Genomic DNA, 18,934 nt, shown 5'->3' with positions numbered 1-18,934 from the left:
CGAGTTACTCGGTGATGACTACGCTGGATTTTTGCGAAAACTTAGAAGAGGAGCTTGACCGATGATCCGTCTCATTTCTCTTTCGATGATGCTTTCCTGCTGTTTGCCGCTTGCCTTGTTCGCAGACGATTTGGAATTGCTGAACATAGGCTGGCTCAAAACCAATGTGTTGGCGGCGCCAGAAGCACGGCAAGCCGCGGCGGCAGACGAGAAGTTTGTTTACGCGATTGATAACCGGGTGATCGCGAAGTACGATCGCGCCAGCGGCAAGCTGGTCAGCCGCAGCCAAGGTGATGCACATCATTTGAATAGCGGGTTTTTCTACCAAGGCAAACTCTACTGTGCTCACTCCAATTATCCACAGAAGCCGGAACGGAGTGAGATCAAACAACTCGATCCGCAGACGATGCAGCTGAGCGACTTTCATTCGTTTGGCGCCTCGCCGCATGGAAGCTTGACCGTTGTGTTACGCGAAGGGGACGCGTGGTGGTGCGTCTTTGCAGTTTATGGCAAGGGAGAAAACGGCCGTACGGCACTTGTAAAATTCGCCGACGATTGGCGCGAGCTGGGCGCCTGGAAGTTTCCTGATAGCGTCGTAGCGGATTTGGGAGCGTCCAGCATCTCTGGCGGGATTTGGCTGGATGGCGTCTTACTGGCGACAGGACATGACAAGCGAGCGATCTATCGCTTGAAACTGCCGGAAGAGGGCGAAGTGTTGAAAGAAATCGAGACCGTGAGCACGCCGTTTCCAGGGCAAGGGATCGCCGTTGATCCAGTCACCGGCGGACTGGTGGGGATTGATCGCCAGCGGCGCGAGGTGGTGTTTGCCAAGACGGTAAAGAGAGTTGGTAGGCCGTAGTTGTAGGCTGGTTATTGACCTGACGATGCGGCGGCAAGCGTGGCCTGTCCTACGGTCTGTCGCCAATCGTTGTCGTTGGCAAAGAATCGCCGAGGCAACGCCAGGAAGATTTGTCTGGCGAAGAACAGGTAGAGCACTTCGCCGCGCACCGCGGCGCTTTGCACCTCGCTCCAGCGGCGGGTGACTGAGAAGGCCGCCGAAGAGCAGTTTAGCGAGTCGGCGGTGATCGTCCAGTGAAGCGACCTCGTGGCGAATTTGAGTTTGAACCATGCGCTAAATTGCAAATAGGTGCATCCCAAGATCCCAGCGTTCGCCACCACAAGGAAGAAAGAATAGGCGACACCCAAGAAGAGGATCTTTGGCGGGTAGGTTATGTAAAGCAGGGTCAGGGCCAGGCAAATCAATCCGCCCCAGCCAAGTATCGTACTGAGCAGGTAACCCCACGCTTGCCACGGTTGCTGGCAAAGATGTGCGATGAAGACTTCGCGCCGGCTAAGTTCTCCCTGCGCGATGATTGCATCCTCAGCAAACAGAGGAAACGGCGCGACTGGTGATGGAAAGGGAGGAATCGCTTCGCCGCGTTTCGTAATCTGCCAGCCGGTGAAAGTGATTTGCCATGCGGCTTGAAACGCGTCCTCACTTTCAAAGAAGTGGGACGGGATCACCAAGCAGCGATTGTGACGGAGTAGGTCCAAGCCGTTGCTGAATCTCAGAACCAGCGATTTGTTTGCGGCGGGGCCTGCGTGCCAGAAGAGATTCCATGGGTATTGGACGACTGAAGTCTGGGACGCAACCGTGACGCCGGACCTGCAAAAGGTGAAGGTTCGCCAGACTGGTTCCTGCTCTTTGATGGGAGGTCGAATAATCAGCGCCCAGAGCTGCGGGACATAATGTACCAGCAAAATGAGACCCAGCAGGATCGGCATCGCAAGCATGCCGACGTGCTGAAGCAACGTTGGAGTGGGGCGAGAAAACCACAGGAAAAGGAAGACTATAAGAAAGAAAGCTACCGCTATTGCCAGCGTGTCGCGCCGTGGCTTCTCGATGGCGGCGTCGTAATCGTGCTGTGTGTAAAACCCTTCAGCGACGAAGGTTGGGTCTTCGCTGCTTTGACCGGGATCGGCAAAAGGCCAGGGTGTGACGGGTTGGATGCTTGAGTCGACGTCCATTCGCTGCTCCAGAATGCGTGGAACAGCATCATCATCCGATAGTCTCGCCGGGGCGTCAAATTTTTCCGGCAGCGCATGCAAAACGCCAAAGCTAATTTCAGCTTTGGCGTTTGCGAGATATTTTGGATTTTGATCGCCAGCAGGGGTGACGATCAACGTCGGCTTAGATAGAGATCTTGCCAATCTTTACTTTGGTGTAAAGTTGACGATGGCCCGTCTTGCGACGCGAGTTCTTGCGGCGGCGGAACTTTTGAATGACCAGCTTCGGGCCTTGGACTACACCGACCACTTCGGCCGTGACCGTGGCGCCGTCGAGCATCGGCTTGCCGAGCTGAACGCCGTCTTCGCCTGAAATGCACAGAACTGACCCAAAGGTCAATTCGTCGCCGGCAGCGGCGTCGGCGCGGTAGTCGAGGCGCAGTTCCTGGCCTTCTTCAACTTTGATCTGCTTGCCGTCTTCTTTGATGATCGCGTACATGGCCGGAACCTGAGAACTTGCCAAATCAGTGATTTGCTGGTGATGACGAGATCGGCGACTACCAAGAGACGCCAAACCCGTTTGGGGAAACCTTCAAAGATAGGAAAATCAGAGCCGCTTGTCGAGGCCCTATCCGCCCCGCTGCGTCAAATTGTGTGACCAGCGGGGCAAGTTGCCGAGGGACCCCTCCAGATGGTGGAGGGTGATTAGTGGCGAGCACCGCTGTTCGGTCGGTCTTCAAAGTGAAGCTTACGGCCATCAGCGTCGACGCATTCGACTTCTAAATGCTCTGGATAGAACGATTCGCTACCGTAGATTTGGACCACGATATCCGTGTCTTCTTCAATCCGAGCCAGTTCACGCCGTTTTTTGTTGTTCAGATAGGTCGCGACTTCGTCGTTGACCCGAATCGTCACATGCGAAGCCCCGTCATGATGTGCGGCGGCCAGCAGCGTGCGCACCACTTCGATCGCCATGCTTTCGGCCGATTTGACCACGCCGCGCCCTTTGCAACAGGGGCAATCTTTGTAGACGCTCCGCTTTAGGCTGGGGCGAATCCGTTGGCGGGTCATCTCGATCAGGCCAAACGGGCTGGTCTTCAGGATCTTGGTGCGCGCCCGATCTCGCTTGACTGAGTCACGCAGGGCCCGCTCGACATTGCGGCGATGCTTTTCGCGCCGCATGTCAATAAAGTCATTGACCACCACACCGCCGAGATCGCGGAGCCGCAATTGCCGTGCGATTTCTTTGGCGGCCATCATGTTCAGTTGGTAGGCCGCTTCTTCCGCCGTGCCGTCATAGCGGAAGTTGCCGCTGTTGACGTCGATCGCGACCAACGCTTCGGTCTGATCGATCACAATCGAGCCCCCGCGGCGTAGCGGGACTTCTCGCTGGTTGATCCGGGCGATTTCTTCATCCAAGCGATACTTGTGGAAGAGCGGATCTTTGCTTTCGTACTTTTTCAAGCGATTGACGTGCCGCGGCATCACTAGCTGCAGAAACTCTTTGGCCCGCTCGTAGGCTGGCTCGCTGTCGACGTAAATCGAGTCGACGTCGGACGAGAAGATGTCTCGAATCGTCCGAATGATCATGTCACTTTCTTCGTAGATGTCACACGGACCGGTTGTGTTTTTCAACCGACGGACGATCACCTTCCACAGTCGCAGCAGATAGGCCATGTCGCGCGACAGTTCTTTTTTGTTGCGCTCTTGGCCAGCGGTCCGAACGATAAAGCCCAGGCCTTTCGGCGGGCTGAGTTCGAGCAGGGTCGAACGCAAACGGCGGCGAACTTGATCGTCTTCGATCTTGCGCGAGACGCCGACGCGGCCCAAAGCCGGCATCAGCACCAAGTAGCGGCCGGGGATGCTGATGTAGGTTGAGAGGGTCGGCCCTTTGCTGCCGATTCCTTCTTTGATGACCTGGACCAGAACTTCGTCGCCGCGCTTGAAGATATCTTGAATCGGCGGTTTGACGCGCGGTCGCATGCCGGGACGTTGACGGCGTTGGGGAGGGCGACGTTGGCCGCGACCGCGACTTTGCGGCGCCTTGGGAGCGTCGTCGTCGTCATGGTCACTGTCATCCGCATCGTCACTGTCTTCGTCGTTATCCGAGTTGCTGACGGTTTCGTCCTCTTCATCGCTGAAGTCCGCCGCGGTGGCGCCGCCGTAGCTGCCGCCAAAGTCATCATCCAGTTGTTCCGCCGGGTCATAGCCCCCTTGGCGGAAGTACTGGGGTTCGACGTCGCTGATGTGGAGAAAGCCATTTTTTCCCACGCCGAAATCGACGAAGGCGGCTTGGATGCTGGGCTCGAGATTGACGACAACGCCTTTGTAGATGTTGCCAACGTAGTTGTCTTGGCTGGTTCGTTCGAGATAGAACTCTTCGAGGATTCCGTCCTCGACGATCGCAATCCGGCATTCTTCCGGCTGCGATACGTTAATCAGCATTTCCTTCTTCATCGTGCTCGGTCTTTCGTGAGTTGCGTTTCACGACCGACCTTCCGCGCAGAGAAACCGCTCTTGCAGAATCGGAGCCGACAAGAATCGGCCGATCGGCTGCAATGAGCAGGTTAGCAGAAGCAGCGACGTTAGCGGAAAAGAAACGTTAATAAGCAGGCAGTCAGGCGCCGACATCTGCATGGATGGGGGGCCGTGTGACTATCGTGCTGTGACGAATTCTATGCGGGACTCTCTGTCGGTAAGCAACTGCAAAGCGGCGTCAAATGGCCGGGACGTGGCATTGGCGTTTCATCTACAGAAACTGCCGCTGGCGCGTCGCAAGGATCTCAGAATCGGCTGTTTGGCGTCATGATCGATGGGCCCGTCTTGTGGAACTTGCCCAGAGTCGCGAAGGGTCGCGTCGGTCTGCCTGGCGGTGCGTTATTTCCCGCTGCGTCGTTACTCTATATCTGCGTCGAATGGTCGTGAAACTAAGTGTGGTATTCGGTTATCGCGGAAGTGTTGTTCCGCATTACATCATTAATTCGGGTACCGCCCTGCGGACTTCCTCACGCAGGTAGCGTTTGATCTCTCGAGCGTTCTCCATTTCCCGAACGCGGCGGGCGACTTCTTCGCATTGGGCGAGAGAAACGCTCCGGCACACCTTTTTAATCTCGGGAATTGCACTCGGGGTGATACTTAAGCTACGCAAACCGAGCCCAATCAGCAACATGGCATAGATTGGATTTCCCCCCATTTGGCCGCAAAGGGTCGTCTTAATGTCGGCTTCTTTCGCCAGACGGACCGTCATTTCGATCAAACGGAGGACGGCAGGGTCGCAATTGTTGTACAGCGCAGCGACTTCTTTGTTGCTACGATCGACCGCCAAGGTGTATTGGACCAAGTCGTTCGTGCCGATGCTGATAAAATCGACCTCTTTGGCGAAATGATCGAGCATGATCACTGAAGATGGGACTTCGACCATCATGCCGATTTTCAGGTTCCGGTCGTACGGAATCCCCTCTTCGTCCAGGTCTTCCATGATATCAGTTAGCAGCATCTTTGCCTGCCGCAATTCGTGCAGGGTGCTGACTAAGGGGAACATCACATGGATTTCCCCGATCATGCTAGCTCGCAAAATCGCTCGTAACTGCGTACGGAATAAGGAGATATTGCGCAGCGACAGCCGAATGCTGCGTAGTCCTAAAAAGGGGTTCGCTTCGGCGACACGGCTTTCGTTGGGCGAGCGGGCAATCTTGTCGGCGCCCAAATCAAGCGTACGGATGACAACCGGCGCCCCGCCCATGTCTTGAACTACTTTGGCGTAAACTTGGTAGTGGTCCTCTTCGGTCGGCTCCTGATCTTGCCCTAAATAGAGGAATTCAGTCCGGTAAAGTCCGATTCCTTCCGCCCCGCGTTGCTGACAAGCGTCTACTTCATGCGGGAACTCGATATTGGCGTACAAGTGAATCTTTTCGCCGCTCAGCAATTCTGAGGGCAAATCTCGCAGCAAATCGAGCCGCGCGGCGAGGCTGCGGTGCTCTTCGACCTCTTGTTCGTAACGAGCAATCGTCTCGTCATCCGGCTGGAAAATAACCCGGCCTTGGTCGCCATCGACGATCACCAGATCCCCGCCAGAGATCTCGTTGAGAAAATCGCCAACACCGACGACAGCCGGTATTTCGAGCGCTTCGGCCACGATCGCCGTATGCCCACCGGGGCCGCCGACTTCGGTGACGAATCCCAGGACCATTTCACGGTTTAGATTGGCTGTTTCGCTGGGAGTTAGATTGTTCGCGAGTACGATGACCGGCGATTTGATCTCTTCGAGCGCATCACGACGATTGCCGATCAATTCGCCCATTAATCGCCGTTCGATGTCATGAACGTCGTTCGCTCGTTCACGCATGTAGGTGTTGGGCAAATTCTCAAAGAACTTGCTGTATTTGCCGAGAGCCCTGGTGATTGCGTATTCGGCTGAATAGTGGCGTTGCTTGACCAAATGGTCGATCTCGGTCCGCAGTTTGGCGTCCTGCAACATTTGCAGGTGAGCTGAAAAAATCGCGCCGTATTGCGAGCCTAGTTCGCTGGTGATTTCATCGCGGCTTTGCTCAATCTGCTTGCCAACGGCGACAAAAGCCTTTTCGAGCCGCTGCATTTCGCCTTCGACGGCGCCGCGCGCGATAAATCGCCGAGGAATGCGATACCCTTTGTCATCAATGACAACGGCCTCGCCGATGGCGACTCCTGGCGAAACGGCGATGCCTTGAAGGATGCGCATTGGACCGAGCGGGTTCAGTCAGGTTGAGGATCAGGCTGTTCGTCTTCTTCGACGAAGGTGTCGACCAACGCAGCTAGGGCGTCAGCCGCTGCTTCGGCATCGGGCCCATCCGCGATAATGGTCAGTTGCACGCCTTGTTCTGCGATCAGCGTAAGCAGGTCAAGGATGCTTTTTCCATTGACGCGCAGGGTCTCGCGTTCAATTTCGATAGTTGATTGAAACTGATTCGCCAATTTGACGAATGCGTCAGCAGGACGCGCGTGCAGCCCCTGCTGGTTTTTGATCACAATTCGACGAGTCGCGTGCTGATGGGTCATTTCGCCAACAGAAAGTGTTCGCTGGAGCCGGCAATGGCTGGATCAATCGTAATTAGGGTGCGCCGCCGTTGGCGGCGACCTCCTCTACGCGCTGGCGCGTCTCCCTGCGGGGGGACGCGCTGCGGGACTTACGAGCCGAATTGGTTATTGTCGGCTTCTTCCAGCAGTTGCTGGATGTCGGCGACGGTCTTCGACTGTTTCAGGAATTTGCAGAACATGTCGTCTCGCAATTGACGCGAGATATTTTCAAGCGCTCGCAAGTGATCGCCGGGGCGATCCGGGGGCGAAACCAGCAAGAAGAAGAGATGAACCTTTTCCCCGTCCAGGCTGCTGAACTCGACGCCTTCGGTGCTCACTCCGACGGTGCCTACCAGCGTTTCTACACTGGGATGCTTGGTGTGAGGCACGGCGATTCCGCGGCCGATGCCTGTGCTGCCTAGCTCTTCGCGCTTCATGATCGCTTTGATGATGCCGTCGACGTTCTCGGCTTGAATCGCTCCTGCCGCGACAAGACTTTCCGCGAGTTCGCGGATAACGCCTTCTTTGTCCAGAGCGTTCAGTTCGGGTTTGATCCCGTTGACGCAAATGAAGTCAGCAAACTTCACGTTTCGGTCCTTTCCTCGGATCGGTGCTGCGACTGCGTAATTTGGCAGTCGGTTGCCGACGGTGCGTGTATTTAGGCTTCGGAATCAGGGCTGTTGGCGGCGGCTTGGTCTTTTAAGCCGGGACCGCGGTGATCTTTCAGCCGCTCTTTGTGTTTGCGGAGTTGCTGTTCCATCTTGTGGATTGAGTTGTCCAACGCACCGAGCAAGCTCGAGCAGCTATCGGCAGCGACGAAATCGTCGGTTCGCTCGGCCGTTACACGCAATTCCACGCTGGGCTTGTCGTTGTGCTCAAGATCTACGGTCACATCGACCGAAGTGATCCGCTCAAACAAGCGGGTCAACTTTTGCACTTTCTCAGTTATCGTCTCTTGCGAGTCAGCGCTTAAGTGGCCATGTCGCGTAGAAATGTTGACTTGCACGACGAAAACTCCTTCGAAACGGGGACCTGCGAGTCCGGCTCAAATGAACCTACTCGCCAGGGAGAGGCGAAAGCAAAGATGGAAACAGGTTATTCTATCGACAATTATGCGTCGTGACAAAGCCCATTCAACCGGGCTAAGCGTAGGAAACAGAGAAGCGAGGTAAGATTGGGGCCAGTCGTAGCGATGCTAACTGGCCGAATAAGGTACTAGGGAAGGGTTCGACTGTTAGATTGCCATTTGGGTGACGTCGACTGCCGTAGTCGGAAAAATGCCTTATTTCGGAGTTCTCGTCGCTTTCCGTCCGCTCAATTGGCCAGCACTAAGTCTTTCCCACCAGCGACTTATCGGACCTTCTCGCTCTAGCTCAGACATATCGGGGCGATACAAAAGCGTATAACCGGTCATTCGTTCCAAGCTTTCAAACGCAAACAAACGCATCGACATCTCGTGATGCCCTAGGTTTAAGATTAGCTCGACGGCTTCCGGTTTTGTCAGTTCTTCGCGCCAATAAGAATTGAGCATCTGGATTAACGAATCCGCAAACTCAGGGCTCAACCTCCGTAGAGCTGCTTCTAACTCCGGCTTTTCATTCGGTTCGGCGCGGGCCCAAATTTCTGCCAAATCCAGAAAATGAGCCGACCAGAACTGGCTCAGCGTTGGATCATCGAAGGATTGAACCAGCGGATCGTATTTGCCTGCCGCGGCCGCTAGACGCATTGCTTCGCTCCGAACGCCAGGAGAGTCGCTGGAGACTGCGATCCGCTGCAACATGGCCAGCGGCTCGACCCCCTGTTTTGCTCCCTCATCCAATTTCACACGCACGTAGTCCGCAGCGGGGGATGGGTAAAGAACGCTCCAAGATGGAGGCTGTACGCGGTGATTCAGGACCGGGTCGCTATTTGTAAGCATCGTCAACTCGTCTGACGGCAGCAGTTGCAGCGTGACGTCTCCGACGGCAATTTCGCATTGGCCGGCGCTGTAGATTTTCATCCAGCCTTGCGATGTAGGGGGCTGTGCGTTCGAAAGATAGCGGTCGACCTCTAGATTTACTTCGCTACCGGCCGTGATGTTTTTCAGCGTGGCTCTGAGCCCGCCCACCACTTCGATCGTGATCGGCTTGTCATTGGCGGGGATCGAAATTTGCCCGTAGTTCAGCATCACGCGGCCATCGGCCGTAAGCAACAGATCGGCCGGCCCGACCACGATCATTTCGCCGGCGTCTTCAGGAGTGGTGGCGAAATAGCCGCCGGGAGCGACGATCAATCGCTGAAACGGCCGCAGGATCGCGCCTTGCGGCGGCGAGATAAATTTTCCACTAGTGATGTCATGGATCAGGAATACGCCGCGCCGCCCTGGCTCTAGCAAGGCCGGGTCGATGTTTTCTGGGTTGACCGCTGCGGCTGCTTGATCGCCAGGCGGTGAGGTTGGAATGTTAGTAAACGGCATATCGGCCATCGGCGTGCGGGTCGCGTTGGGATCTGCCGCGGCGGGATCAGAAGTCTCTGGCAGGTTCATCGCCGGAGGCTTCGTAGACGCATTGTCAGCGATCGCGGCCGTTTGTGGTGGCTGCGCAGGTTGTGTGGAACCATTGGGTTGGGCCTCATTTCCAGGCTGCATCGGGATGTCAGCGAGCGAGTTGACTGTCTCGCGAGAAATTCCCGCAGCATCTGGATTGGCGGTTTCGGTCGGCGATTGTGCCGTTGTTGATGTCGCAGCTGGATCGTCTGATTGTGTCGATGAATCGGCGACTTGTTGCCCGTTTTGGCCGGTCAGCCAGTTAGGCGGAGCAATCCATCCGCTTGCCGCAATCAACCAACCGGCAGCGAGTGCAAGTACAACCACCAGGGCCAAGCTCCAGCTTTTGGAGACAAACGAGCCGCCGCCAGCAGTCGCTAGTTCTTCGTCGGTTTCCTCGTCTTCCGCTGATTCGTCGTCGTCCTCATCCGGCAGCACCAGCGCGACCGGCAATTCGGCTGTCGCCTGATGACGATCCTCTTCTTCGGTGTCATCGCTGCTATCAAGAGGAACGTCGCCTAGATTGCTCCAGCGTTCATCGTCCGGCGTCAGCACCGCGTTGAGATCGCTAGAAGAATCGGTTTTCAGCAACATCGAGTTGCCGAGTTGCCCATACACTCGTTTGCGAAGCGAGGACGAAACATGGGCCGGCGTACCCAGCACCATGGTCAAAATCTGATGTGACGACGCGACTTCCGCTAGGTGCCGATCCGACTCGAAGCACAGTAATTCAAGCTGAGCGACCTGCTGCGGATCGAGCTTGTGATCCAGGTACTCGGCTACCGTATTCGCGTCGCGACCAATTCCGTCCCCTTCCACGGCCAGTGCTGACAATTCTTTACGCATTACCCGTGTGCGGATGTGCGTGATCAGCTTTTGGGCGAACTCACTCTCGGCCAGCTTTTTGTCCATAGCAGCCGCGTCGGCTTCGCTAAGAATGCCATGCATGTAAGCCAGCAGCAGGCGTAAAGTAAGTCGCATCGGTATATTTTGATCGGTTGGGGGTGGAGGGGAGAAATTCGGGCTTTGAGGTAATAGTGCCGCTTCGCGCGGGGATCCGTACCGTTGGGGAAAAATAATTGGACAAAAAGTTGCTTCCACCCAATTTGCGTCCTATCTTCCGGCTTACTGGTCGGCGGCAAGCTCAAAGGCTCTTTTTGCGGAGAATTCTCTGGTTTTATGGGTTCTTCAGGCGATCTAGGCCTGGCTCGCTAGCTGGTTTTGCTGGCTATTCCAGCTAGCACGTTACGGCGTTCAGATTTTTTCTTTGCTCACGCAGAAATCACGATGAAGCATTGCTAGCGACGTCGATGCATGCTTATAGCGAAGGTCGCATGGAGTGACCAATCGCATTGTGGCTGACGGATTTTGCCCTCGTCAGCAAGTTCGGAACGGATGTCCGACTCCACCTGACACACGGCCAACGGAAATACACGTCTGCAATATGGAGGCAGCGTGTGGGCCAAATACTGAAGGAGTTCCGGCGATGTTAATTTCTCGTTTTCCTGCCGCGCTTGCACTGACGCTATCGGCGTCGGGCCTATTTGCAGCGCCTGTCAATCTAGATCAACCCAGTTCGCTTGATCGTCCGAGCTATTTTGCTCCCGAGAAAAGCCCCGCTCAATTGTGGCGTCAGAATAATCAGCCTGTCTCTCTGATGGAAGACGCGCCCGTCCCGGCTGCCGACAAGCAGTACGCCGAATCGCTAGAGCCCGGCATGATGCCGACTCCGGCTTACAGTGATTCGTATGGAAGCGGTTGCGCCTCGGACGAGAGCTGCTTTGACGAATGCTTCCAAGATTGCTTCTGCCCGACATGGTTCGCCTATGCCGGCGCTTTGGCGATGACCCGCGACAATAGCAACGAAGTTTGGCTCTCCAATGATAGCGGCGACTACGCGACTCGCGTGATGGGATCCAATGCCGCCGGAATGGGTTGGCAGCCTGGTTATGAGATTCGTCTTGGTCGTCACTTCGGCTGCAACAACTGGGCTTGGGAAGTCGATTACTGGGCGGTTCGCGGCACTGCGGAACACACGGTCACCAACCAAGGTTTGGTCGGTCAATTGGATACTCCGCTGGATGCGAACTTCCAGGGTTTGACTTATAACGGCAGCAATGTTGACGATTACTACAACAACGCTCAGGCTCATCGTCTGCAACGCAGCTACGACTTCTACAATGTTGAGCTGAACTTCTTCCAAGATCCTGGTCTGTACACGGCCAATTGTGGCGGCGGTTGCTTCCAGTTTGGCGCCCTTGCTGGCCTGCGTTACTTCAAGTTCCGCGAAGCGTTAGATTTCGCGACCGACCCGAGCGACTACTATTACACGGGATCGAATGACGAGTTGCACTACAATATCGATGTGGACAATAACTTGATCGGCGCCCAACTCGGCATGATCATGAACTACAACTTCGATCGCTTGAATTTGTACGCCAAGACCAAGTTTGGCATTTACGGCAACGCGATCGATCAAAAGTCGCAGATGTACGGCGCCCTGGGAGACGCTTATATCGACAACGCGTTAAGCCCGAATAACGGACGTAACTACAACGTTTCGGCCACCAAGGGACGTGTCAGCTTCCTGGGCGAATTTGATCTTGGCGCCGGCTACCAAGTGACCAAACGATTCTCGATCAACGGCGGCTACCGCGTGGTTGCTGTCTCGGGAGTCGCCTTGGCGACCGAGCAGATTCCCCAAAACTTTGAAGACCTGGACATCGTCGCCAGCACGCCTTCTAACGGCGACCTGCTGTTACACGGTGGATACCTCGGCGGCCAGTTTATCTGGTAAGCCGCACGAAGCAGGATGAATTTCTGCGAAAAGCCGGCTCGCAATTGCGAGTCGGCTTTTCTGCTTTCTTGCCGCCAAACCAAGCCCCTGCAAATTTACTTTGGCCAAGCAACAAAAAAAGCCGCCTGGCAGAATACCAGGCGGCTTTCTTATTGAGCACGAAAAACCTGCCGCGTTACTGAGCGGAAGCAATGCCAGCGGCCAGTGACGGTAAGCTGGAGTTCAGGTAATACGCTTTGGGCGTGGTCGAGCTGAGGACCGCTTTCATCAGCGATTCGGTCGGGTTGGCCGCTGTCGCCGATCCGAAGCTGAAGAGCGAAACTGGCCTTCGATAGGCGACAACGCGCGTCTTCTTCTCGTCGATTTTCGCCAGTTCGGCGGCGCGGGCGATCGCTTCTTCAATAAATCCGACTTTGTCGACCAGACCAAGCTGGATCGCTTCATCGGTTAGGTAAATTTCTCCGGTCGCCAACTCGTCCAGCTTAGCGGGATCTTTGACATATGCGGGTCGGCCTGTCTTCACCACGTCTTTGAATCGCGTGAACATGTCGTTGACCAAATCCTGCACTAGTTCGCGCTGATCTTCTGGCATCGTGCGGGTCATGCTCAGCATCTGCTTCCGCTCGTGACTGGCGATCGAGTCATCTTTGATGTGGTACTCGGCCATGAGACCGGTCACATCGTAATGCGGAATAATCACGCCGATCGATCCGGTGATTGTCGTCGGTTCAGCAAAGATGACATCTTTTTGATCGCCGACCGCCATCGAGACGTAATACCCGCCGCTAGTGGCGGACGAGCCCATGCTGACGACCAGCGGAATTTTGCGATCCTCACGCAACTCATTTAGGTGGTGATAGATATAGTCCGATGCGCTGACCGATCCGCCAGGCGAGTCGACTCGCAAGACGATCGCTTTGACGTTTTTGTCTTTGCGGGCCAGATCGATCTGATTGCGAATATAACCTTCCCCTTGCATGATCAAGCCTTCGACGCGGATCAACGCGATCTTGTCGGTGGCCAGCTTGTCGCCGGAATGGAAATGTTCACTAACTCCATCCGCTTCGTTGAAGTACTGGGCCGTTGCGGCAAGCTGAACAAGGATGATCAGACCGGCGAACATCAGGCCCAACCAGCCAAGAAAGGCGACAATTCGCAGGAACCAGCCGTTTCCGTGTTTGATGATGATCGGCTGTGGAGAGGAAGGGTTTTGTCCGTTGCTCATCGAGTTACCTTTTACTGGGGATATCGCTTGGTGCGGGCTGGGCCCGCGAAGCTGGTGATTCAAGCAGCAATGCTTGAAGGATAAGACGCGAGTTACGCCTGAGGGGGAAAGTAGGCGTCGGGGGTGAGTTGAGGGCTCCCATGGACGACGGCTACGCCATATTTTAGGATTTTGACGGCTGGAAGCAATTCGCCATAGGGTGGCGAATATCGCGCCTGATGTGCTAGCAGCGTCAAAAACGTTGCTGTTGTCCTCGGTCGCCCTGCTCGGTAAGCTTCCCGCTTGCGCCGTGGATCTCAAACCGCGGCCGCAGAGTATTAGGCGTATAGGCGACCCAATGTCGTGTCGCACCTGTTTTCGACCGGAAGGAGCTTCTCGTGTTCGTCTCGGCTTCTAGCGAGTGTTTTCCTGATCTACCCATGCGCGAATGCATGGAAAAGCTCGTTGACCTTGAATTCAGCAACGTCGATCTCACAATCAGCGAGAAAAGCAAACATTTAAAACCATCTTTCGTGTTAAACGATCCGGATGGCGCCCTCGAAGTCTGTCGTGATACCCAACGATTAAACATCTCGAATTTTCGCATCTTGATTGATGCGGTCAAAGATGAGCACTATCGCCAGTTCGAAGCAATCTGCAAATTGGCCAAAGCGGTTAAAGTGTCATCCCTGACCGTTCCCTCAGGCGAGATTGGCACCCCATTCAACGAAGAGGTCGAGCACCTGCGAGAACTGGTCGCAATTGCCGCGGTCGAAGGGATTGTTGTCAGCATGCACACTCATGTTGGTTGCATGTCGGAAGACGCCGACACGATCAAAGTGCTGTGCGACAACGTGAAAGGCTTGGGGGTCACGCTCGATCCAAGTCACTTCATCTGCCGCGAAGATAGCCCGGCCAACTACGAAAAGATCCTCAGCTACGTCCGTCACGTTTATTTGCGTGATACAACCAAGGCCGAGATGCAAGTTCGCGTTGGCCAAGGTGAAGTCGAATACGGCAAAGTGATTTCGCAGCTAGAATCGGTCAACTACAAGCGAGCTTTGACGATTCACATGCCGCCGCTACCGGACGTCGATCAGATGGCCGAGATGCGCAAGATGCGGTTGTTGATGGAAAGCTTGCTGTAAGAAAGCAAAGCCGGAAGATCCGCGACTTCTCTGACCTCTATCCAGTATAGCGATTGCTCATCGGGCGTCGCTTTTTGGGGGACGCCTCTTGAACGAGAGAGTGTAACAACGCTGCGCTGCTTCCTAAGAAACGGCTTGACGGGTCAGGAACGACTCACGGCGATCTGCCGCGATCTGCTGAGGATCAAACAAGTCGGCGATCAGGGCTTTGATCGAGGTTTCGATGTGAAATGCCATCGCGGCGACCGCTTTGTCCGGGTCGCCGGTCGACATCGCACGGACGATCGCTAAATGCTCAGCATTCTCGTTCATTTCGGCGTAATTATCGCGTGACGAACGATGCAAGTGACGTGCGTCACGCAGCGTGCGGATCAAGACTTTGTAACGCCCGATTTCGTATGCCAGACGTTCGCTGCCGCAGCGTTCGGCGATCAGTTCGTGTAATTGCGTATCTTGTTCACGTGTTTTTTGCGACCAGCGTTTGTTTCGCTTGGCGGCGTCAAGTTCGACGAATTGCGACTCCAGAAGTTCTAGCTCAAACGGCGCGATGCGGCCGCAAACCGAACGCACCGCTTCGCATTCGAGAATGCGACGAACCTGGCAGATCTCTTCTACTTGACGCGGACCAAAGGGGCGCAGCACTGCTCCGCGATTGGGTTGAAGCTCAACAACGCCGATTCCGGCCAACTCGACCAGCGCTTCCCGGACAGGCGTAACGCTGACTTGAAATTGCTCGGCCAGATGTTCAAGTCGCAGACGTTGACCTGGGGCAAACTTCCCTTCAAAAAGCACGAGCAGAATTTCACTGACTAATTTTTGTCGGCGTGCCCCATGCTGGACTTCGGTTGCGCTTGCCATGAGGGGTTTCCATGCTGTTGTAGAAGAGGAATCGTCAAATCGAGACGAGAATAGCAAGATCAATTGTATACAATCGCTGGAGTGGTTCAACCGTTTCACGAAAAAACGGCGGTATTTCGCTTATCGATTGAATGCAGCTTACCGCCCAATATCGCCAATATGGCATAAAAGGGGAGTGGTCATCGCAACTAGAGCGTCACTTTTTTGATCTCTGCGGTTTCCAGCAAATCCGCGGTGGTAAATCTGTCCGCTATTTCAATTCGGCAAATTAGAGACTTCGATCGATCGACCGTTGCTGGCCTCAAAGCGGTGTTCTTTGGGCCAGAACATAATCGTACCAGCCGAGGCCGTTTGTCGCGGTGCACCAGGTTGCTGTTGATAAGAGAGCTGCGCTGCGGAGCGTCCGCTGCCATGAAGGACGATCATCTCTTTTGAATTGGAGTAGGTAAAGCGTTCGCCGGTCGCCGAGTAGAGTCGCCCTCGTACATTTGCGTTGCCGATCGCCATTAGCTCGACCGTTTGAGCCGAACTGCCTGGGGATGCGATTTGCGCGATGGTCAACTCTTCGCAAGTCAGCTCGACATCCGTTTCACGCAGTCCTTGCAACCCGTTGGCTGCGATCACATCACCCCAATTGCTGACCGGTCCATAGACCGCCGGATGGACATCACGGAAAGCGATTTGACGCTGGTGAATATTGCCGCGAACTCCTTGGCGAAAGTTGACTTCAATAAAGGTCAGCATGTCGGTGGGCGCCGCCGGAGCGTTATTGGGCTGCAGAGTGGTTTCAAAGCCGCGAAAGCCCGCTCGCGTACTGCGCGCGGATCCGGCTCCGCTGACCAAGATTTCTCCTGATTGTTGATCGATGCTTAAGTTGTCAGCGCGCATTTCATCCAAACTGAGCAGCTGCCCCTGCTGGACGGTTGGATTGTAAGCGTTGAACCCTTGCTTGCATTCAATGCGACGAACGCTGGGATTGCGTTTGTCGGCGCCTAGCTGACGGAAGTCGACTTGTTGATCGAGCACCACTTCTAGGCGACCGGTATTCAGCTGACGCTGTTCGGTCACCATTCCGAGCCGTCCTTTTTGAAACTGCATCGGCCGCCCGCGAACCGCCACGTTGCGATCGAAGATGATTCGATCGCCGATTACTTCGAGGCTCCCCTGCCAGGTCACGGTATAAATCTCTGGCAGGGCCAGTTTACGTCCTTCAAAATCACGATCCATCGGCAATAGTAACTCGCCGGGCCCTTCAGAGAAAACTCGGTTACGAGCCTGGTCCATCTGCAAGTGATTGCTGAAGAGTTGGATGCCGCGACCAGAGATCATGCCTGGCGCGCCCACTACATGCGCGTATGCATTGGGGGAAGATGCGTGTTCGATCTGAATGACGTCGCCGGTGATCACCAACGGCGGCTTGGTGGGTTCGGTCGAAAGGGTCTCTTTCACTTCCACATGACCCGAGATGGTCGCATTTTCGACCAGCATATTCTCCGCCATCCGCATGAAGACCAACTGAATCAGATCGCCGGTCATGTCAAATTGCGTGGTCGGTTTTTTGGTCGGCGCGACTTGTCCGGTGACCGCAAGCGATTGCAGCGGCGATGGTTGCGGCGTGCGTCCTAGCGAGACTTGCATGCCAGATTGGGTTGGGATCGCGGTATTGGGCTCTCCCCGAGCGATCGCCATGGTTTGCGAGTTCGGCTGGTCAAGCGAAAGCGCCTGATTGAGCTCTGGATATTGGAACCAAGCTTTCAGCTCTTTGGTTTTGCCGTTGAGCTGTGGCGAGCGAATGTCAACTTGACCGCTGGCGTGCATGCGATCGGCGAGCAACTGTTTGTCACGTTTGCCGGGAATGCCGAGCGAACGGATCCAGATGTACAGATTTTCGGCTTGCATCTGACCTCGCCCTTCGACTCCGGCCGAAACGTCTCCGGCCAACGTCATCACATGTTCGCCGGATTCGTTCGGTTCAACGCGCAATTGATCGCGCCAGCCGACCATCACGGTGTCGCCCGATTTTTTGTCTTTGCCTAACTGACCGCTGAACGTGCCGGGGCCGGCCGCCCATAATCGCCCCAGCTCTCGACTGTTTTCCGACATTTCGTACTGAACGTTGGGAGAGCGAACGACCCATTGGTCTTTAGCGAGTTCCGTGTTTTGATCGCCGCTAGCTTCGATGCGTCGACGGACGACGTCATAAATAAACTGTTTGGCGGACGCTCTCGCACCTGCACTGGGCGCTTGCAACGTCGCAGGCGCGCCAACGGCAACCAGTCGCTGCACTTTCAGCTTACCCATCGACTCGGATTTGTCGGTCGTCGCAGGGGCGCCAGCAACCGGGTCCGCTTCGGTGAAATAGACTTCGATTAAATCGCCGCGTAATTGATCGGGGGTAGTCGCCGCCGTCGGGCGCGTGACCACGACCCGATCACGAAAACTAGCAATCTTAAGCGCCGCATCAAACAAAAAAGGCCCATTGCAAGTGATTTCAAGCGGCGGTGTGGCTTCGTTGTCGGTCCTGGGGTTACCCCCGATCGACTCGCTCAATCCGCTTTGCAATGCAATCTGAACGCGATCGACTTGGTTCAATTGCAACGACTGCAAGCCGCCGATGGCCGAAGCTCCTTTGCCGGGCTTCTTGTTCGATTCGTCGAGCTTGGCGATTAGATGTCGGCCGCTGCCGGAACTGCCGCCGTAGCGAAACTGAATCGGCGCTTTCGTTTCGATCCAGCCGGGATGCAAATCGACATCACGCGTTTTGATCGCGACCCCGTCCATTGCTTTGGCGTGGGAGGCTTCGCGGCGAATGGTGACTAAGCCGGTCAATTTGCCGCCGAGAAGTTCGCCGATTTTGCCGAACGAGAGGTTTAATTCGCTGAACTGCAGCAGCGCTTCTTCACCTTCCAAGATGAGTGGCGGTTGATTCAAACGCTCTTGTCGATCATCCGTCGCAAAAACCAGAATCGTGACCGGTTCTAGCTTGAGACGATTGGATTGATTTTTCGATTTGTCGGCCGCCTCGACCTCTTTAAAATCTCGCATCAAGAGCATGATGCTCTTGCTCTCTAAGACCTTGGTGCGACCAAGCTGCCAAGAACCGGGCGGAAAGAAATTGGTGAGAAACTCTTTTTGTTGTCCGACAATATCCGGCGTGGTGTAGGGTTGGTCGCCGCTAGCACTACGACGTAGATTAGGCTCTATCCACGGTACGACTAGCACCGTGTACAAAAAGTACGCGCTGACAACCACGGCGGTGCTGATGGCGATTCGCTTGATTTTATTCCACATCGCGCTGTCGCCGTCTTACGTCGAAATGGTGATAGGGGAAATTGAAAAAATAC

The 18,934-nt window shown here is 55.2% G+C and carries 14 protein-coding genes; 3 read left to right on the top strand and 11 right to left on the bottom strand.

All coding sequences use genetic code 11. The features are described from left to right. The first annotated feature begins 61 nt into the window (after positions 1 to 61). Complete coding sequence (locus SH421x_RS23105) at positions 62 to 859, top strand: hypothetical protein (protein WP_488852379.1); 798 nt, start codon at positions 62 to 64, stop codon at positions 857 to 859. Positions 860 to 870: 11 nt separating this feature from the next. Here SH421x_RS23105 and SH421x_RS23100 read toward each other — a convergent pair whose 3' ends face one another. The 8 genes from SH421x_RS23100 to SH421x_RS23065 all read right to left on the bottom strand — a co-directional run bounded on the left by SH421x_RS23100 (position 871) and on the right by SH421x_RS23065 (position 10,564). After that, positions 871 to 2,211: a hypothetical protein gene (locus SH421x_RS23100; RefSeq protein WP_488852378.1), complete on the bottom strand. Its 1,341-nt coding sequence runs from the start codon at positions 2,209 to 2,211 to the stop codon at positions 871 to 873. Further along, positions 2,192 to 2,506: a 50S ribosomal protein L21 gene (rplU, locus tag SH421x_RS23095; RefSeq protein WP_488852377.1), complete on the bottom strand. Its 315-nt coding sequence runs from the start codon at positions 2,504 to 2,506 to the stop codon at positions 2,192 to 2,194. Before rplU ends, SH421x_RS23100 begins: the two co-directional genes overlap by 20 nt. A gap of 206 nt (positions 2,507 to 2,712) precedes the next feature. Continuing rightward, positions 2,713 to 4,464 (bottom strand): Rne/Rng family ribonuclease, encoded by a 1,752-nt coding sequence (locus tag SH421x_RS23090; RefSeq protein WP_488852376.1) that lies wholly within the window; start codon positions 4,462 to 4,464, stop codon positions 2,713 to 2,715. Positions 4,465 to 4,975: 511 nt separating this feature from the next. Then, positions 4,976 to 6,724, bottom strand: coding sequence for a phosphoenolpyruvate--protein phosphotransferase (gene ptsP / locus SH421x_RS23085; RefSeq protein WP_488852375.1), 1,749 nt, complete (start codon positions 6,722 to 6,724; stop codon positions 4,976 to 4,978). 14 nt (positions 6,725 to 6,738) lie between these two features. Next, positions 6,739 to 7,041 carry an HPr family phosphocarrier protein gene (locus SH421x_RS23080; RefSeq protein ID WP_488852374.1) on the bottom strand — a complete coding sequence of 101 codons (303 nt, stop codon included), beginning with the start codon at positions 7,039 to 7,041 and terminating at the stop codon, positions 6,739 to 6,741. A 128-nt stretch (positions 7,042 to 7,169) separates the two neighbouring features. Further along, a complete protein-coding gene (locus tag SH421x_RS23075) occupies positions 7,170 to 7,646 on the bottom strand; it encodes a PTS sugar transporter subunit IIA (protein ID WP_262023680.1) in 477 nt (158 codons plus the stop codon). Positions 7,647 to 7,717: 71 nt separating this feature from the next. Beyond that, positions 7,718 to 8,065, bottom strand: coding sequence for a ribosome hibernation-promoting factor, HPF/YfiA family (gene hpf / locus SH421x_RS23070; protein ID WP_488852373.1), 348 nt, complete (start codon positions 8,063 to 8,065; stop codon positions 7,718 to 7,720). 276 nt (positions 8,066 to 8,341) lie between these two features. Continuing rightward, on the bottom strand, positions 8,342 to 10,564 hold the full coding sequence (locus SH421x_RS23065; RefSeq protein WP_488852372.1) for a hypothetical protein: 2,223 nt from the start codon (positions 10,562 to 10,564) through the stop codon (positions 8,342 to 8,344). A gap of 505 nt (positions 10,565 to 11,069) precedes the next feature. Between SH421x_RS23065 and SH421x_RS23060 the strand changes: the two genes are divergently transcribed. Continuing rightward, a complete protein-coding gene (locus tag SH421x_RS23060) occupies positions 11,070 to 12,380 on the top strand; it encodes a BBP7 family outer membrane beta-barrel protein (RefSeq protein ID WP_488852371.1) in 1,311 nt (436 codons plus the stop codon). 175 nt (positions 12,381 to 12,555) lie between these two features. Here the strand turns inward: SH421x_RS23060 and sppA are convergent, their stop codons facing one another. Next, positions 12,556 to 13,605, bottom strand: coding sequence for a signal peptide peptidase SppA (sppA, locus tag SH421x_RS23055; protein ID WP_488852370.1), 1,050 nt, complete (start codon positions 13,603 to 13,605; stop codon positions 12,556 to 12,558). A gap of 431 nt (positions 13,606 to 14,036) precedes the next feature. Here sppA and SH421x_RS23050 point away from each other — a divergent pair, with 431 nt between their 5' ends. Then, positions 14,037 to 14,732 carry a sugar phosphate isomerase/epimerase family protein gene (locus SH421x_RS23050; protein ID WP_488852369.1) on the top strand — a complete coding sequence of 232 codons (696 nt, stop codon included), beginning with the start codon at positions 14,037 to 14,039 and terminating at the stop codon, positions 14,730 to 14,732. A 123-nt stretch (positions 14,733 to 14,855) separates the two neighbouring features. Here the strand turns inward: SH421x_RS23050 and SH421x_RS23045 are convergent, their stop codons facing one another. Continuing rightward, complete coding sequence (locus SH421x_RS23045) at positions 14,856 to 15,590, bottom strand: GntR family transcriptional regulator (protein ID WP_488852368.1); 735 nt, start codon at positions 15,588 to 15,590, stop codon at positions 14,856 to 14,858. A 255-nt stretch (positions 15,591 to 15,845) separates the two neighbouring features. After that, positions 15,846 to 18,881, bottom strand: coding sequence for a hypothetical protein (locus SH421x_RS23040; RefSeq protein WP_488852367.1), 3,036 nt, complete (start codon positions 18,879 to 18,881; stop codon positions 15,846 to 15,848). Between the last annotated feature and the right edge of the window lie 53 nt (positions 18,882 to 18,934).

The sequence above is a fragment of the Blastopirellula sp. SH421 genome, assembly GCF_057808535.1.
Note: the sequence above shows the minus strand (reverse complement) of the source record. Positions and strands in the feature narration are given on the sequence as shown.

Excerpts from the sequence above, each read along its gene's own strand:
- SH421x_RS23105 (WP_488852379.1), top strand. The coding sequence starts at position 62 with ATGATCCGTCTCATTTCTCTTTCGATGATGCTTTCCTGCTGTTTGCCG.
- rplU (WP_488852377.1), bottom strand. The coding sequence starts at position 2,506 with ATGTACGCGATCATCAAAGAAGACGGCAAGCAGATCAAAGTTGAAGAA.
- SH421x_RS23090 (WP_488852376.1), bottom strand. The coding sequence starts at position 4,464 with ATGAAGAAGGAAATGCTGATTAACGTATCGCAGCCGGAAGAATGCCGG.
- ptsP (WP_488852375.1), bottom strand. The coding sequence starts at position 6,724 with ATGCGCATCCTTCAAGGCATCGCCGTTTCGCCAGGAGTCGCCATCGGC.
- SH421x_RS23080 (WP_488852374.1), bottom strand. The coding sequence starts at position 7,041 with ATGACCCATCAGCACGCGACTCGTCGAATTGTGATCAAAAACCAGCAG.
- SH421x_RS23065 (WP_488852372.1), bottom strand. The coding sequence starts at position 10,564 with ATGCGACTTACTTTACGCCTGCTGCTGGCTTACATGCATGGCATTCTT.
- SH421x_RS23060 (WP_488852371.1), top strand. The coding sequence starts at position 11,070 with ATGTTAATTTCTCGTTTTCCTGCCGCGCTTGCACTGACGCTATCGGCG.
- sppA (WP_488852370.1), bottom strand. The coding sequence starts at position 13,605 with ATGAGCAACGGACAAAACCCTTCCTCTCCACAGCCGATCATCATCAAA.
- SH421x_RS23050 (WP_488852369.1), top strand. The coding sequence starts at position 14,037 with ATGGAAAAGCTCGTTGACCTTGAATTCAGCAACGTCGATCTCACAATC.
- SH421x_RS23045 (WP_488852368.1), bottom strand. The coding sequence starts at position 15,590 with ATGGCAAGCGCAACCGAAGTCCAGCATGGGGCACGCCGACAAAAATTA.
- SH421x_RS23040 (WP_488852367.1), bottom strand. The coding sequence starts at position 18,881 with ATGTGGAATAAAATCAAGCGAATCGCCATCAGCACCGCCGTGGTTGTC.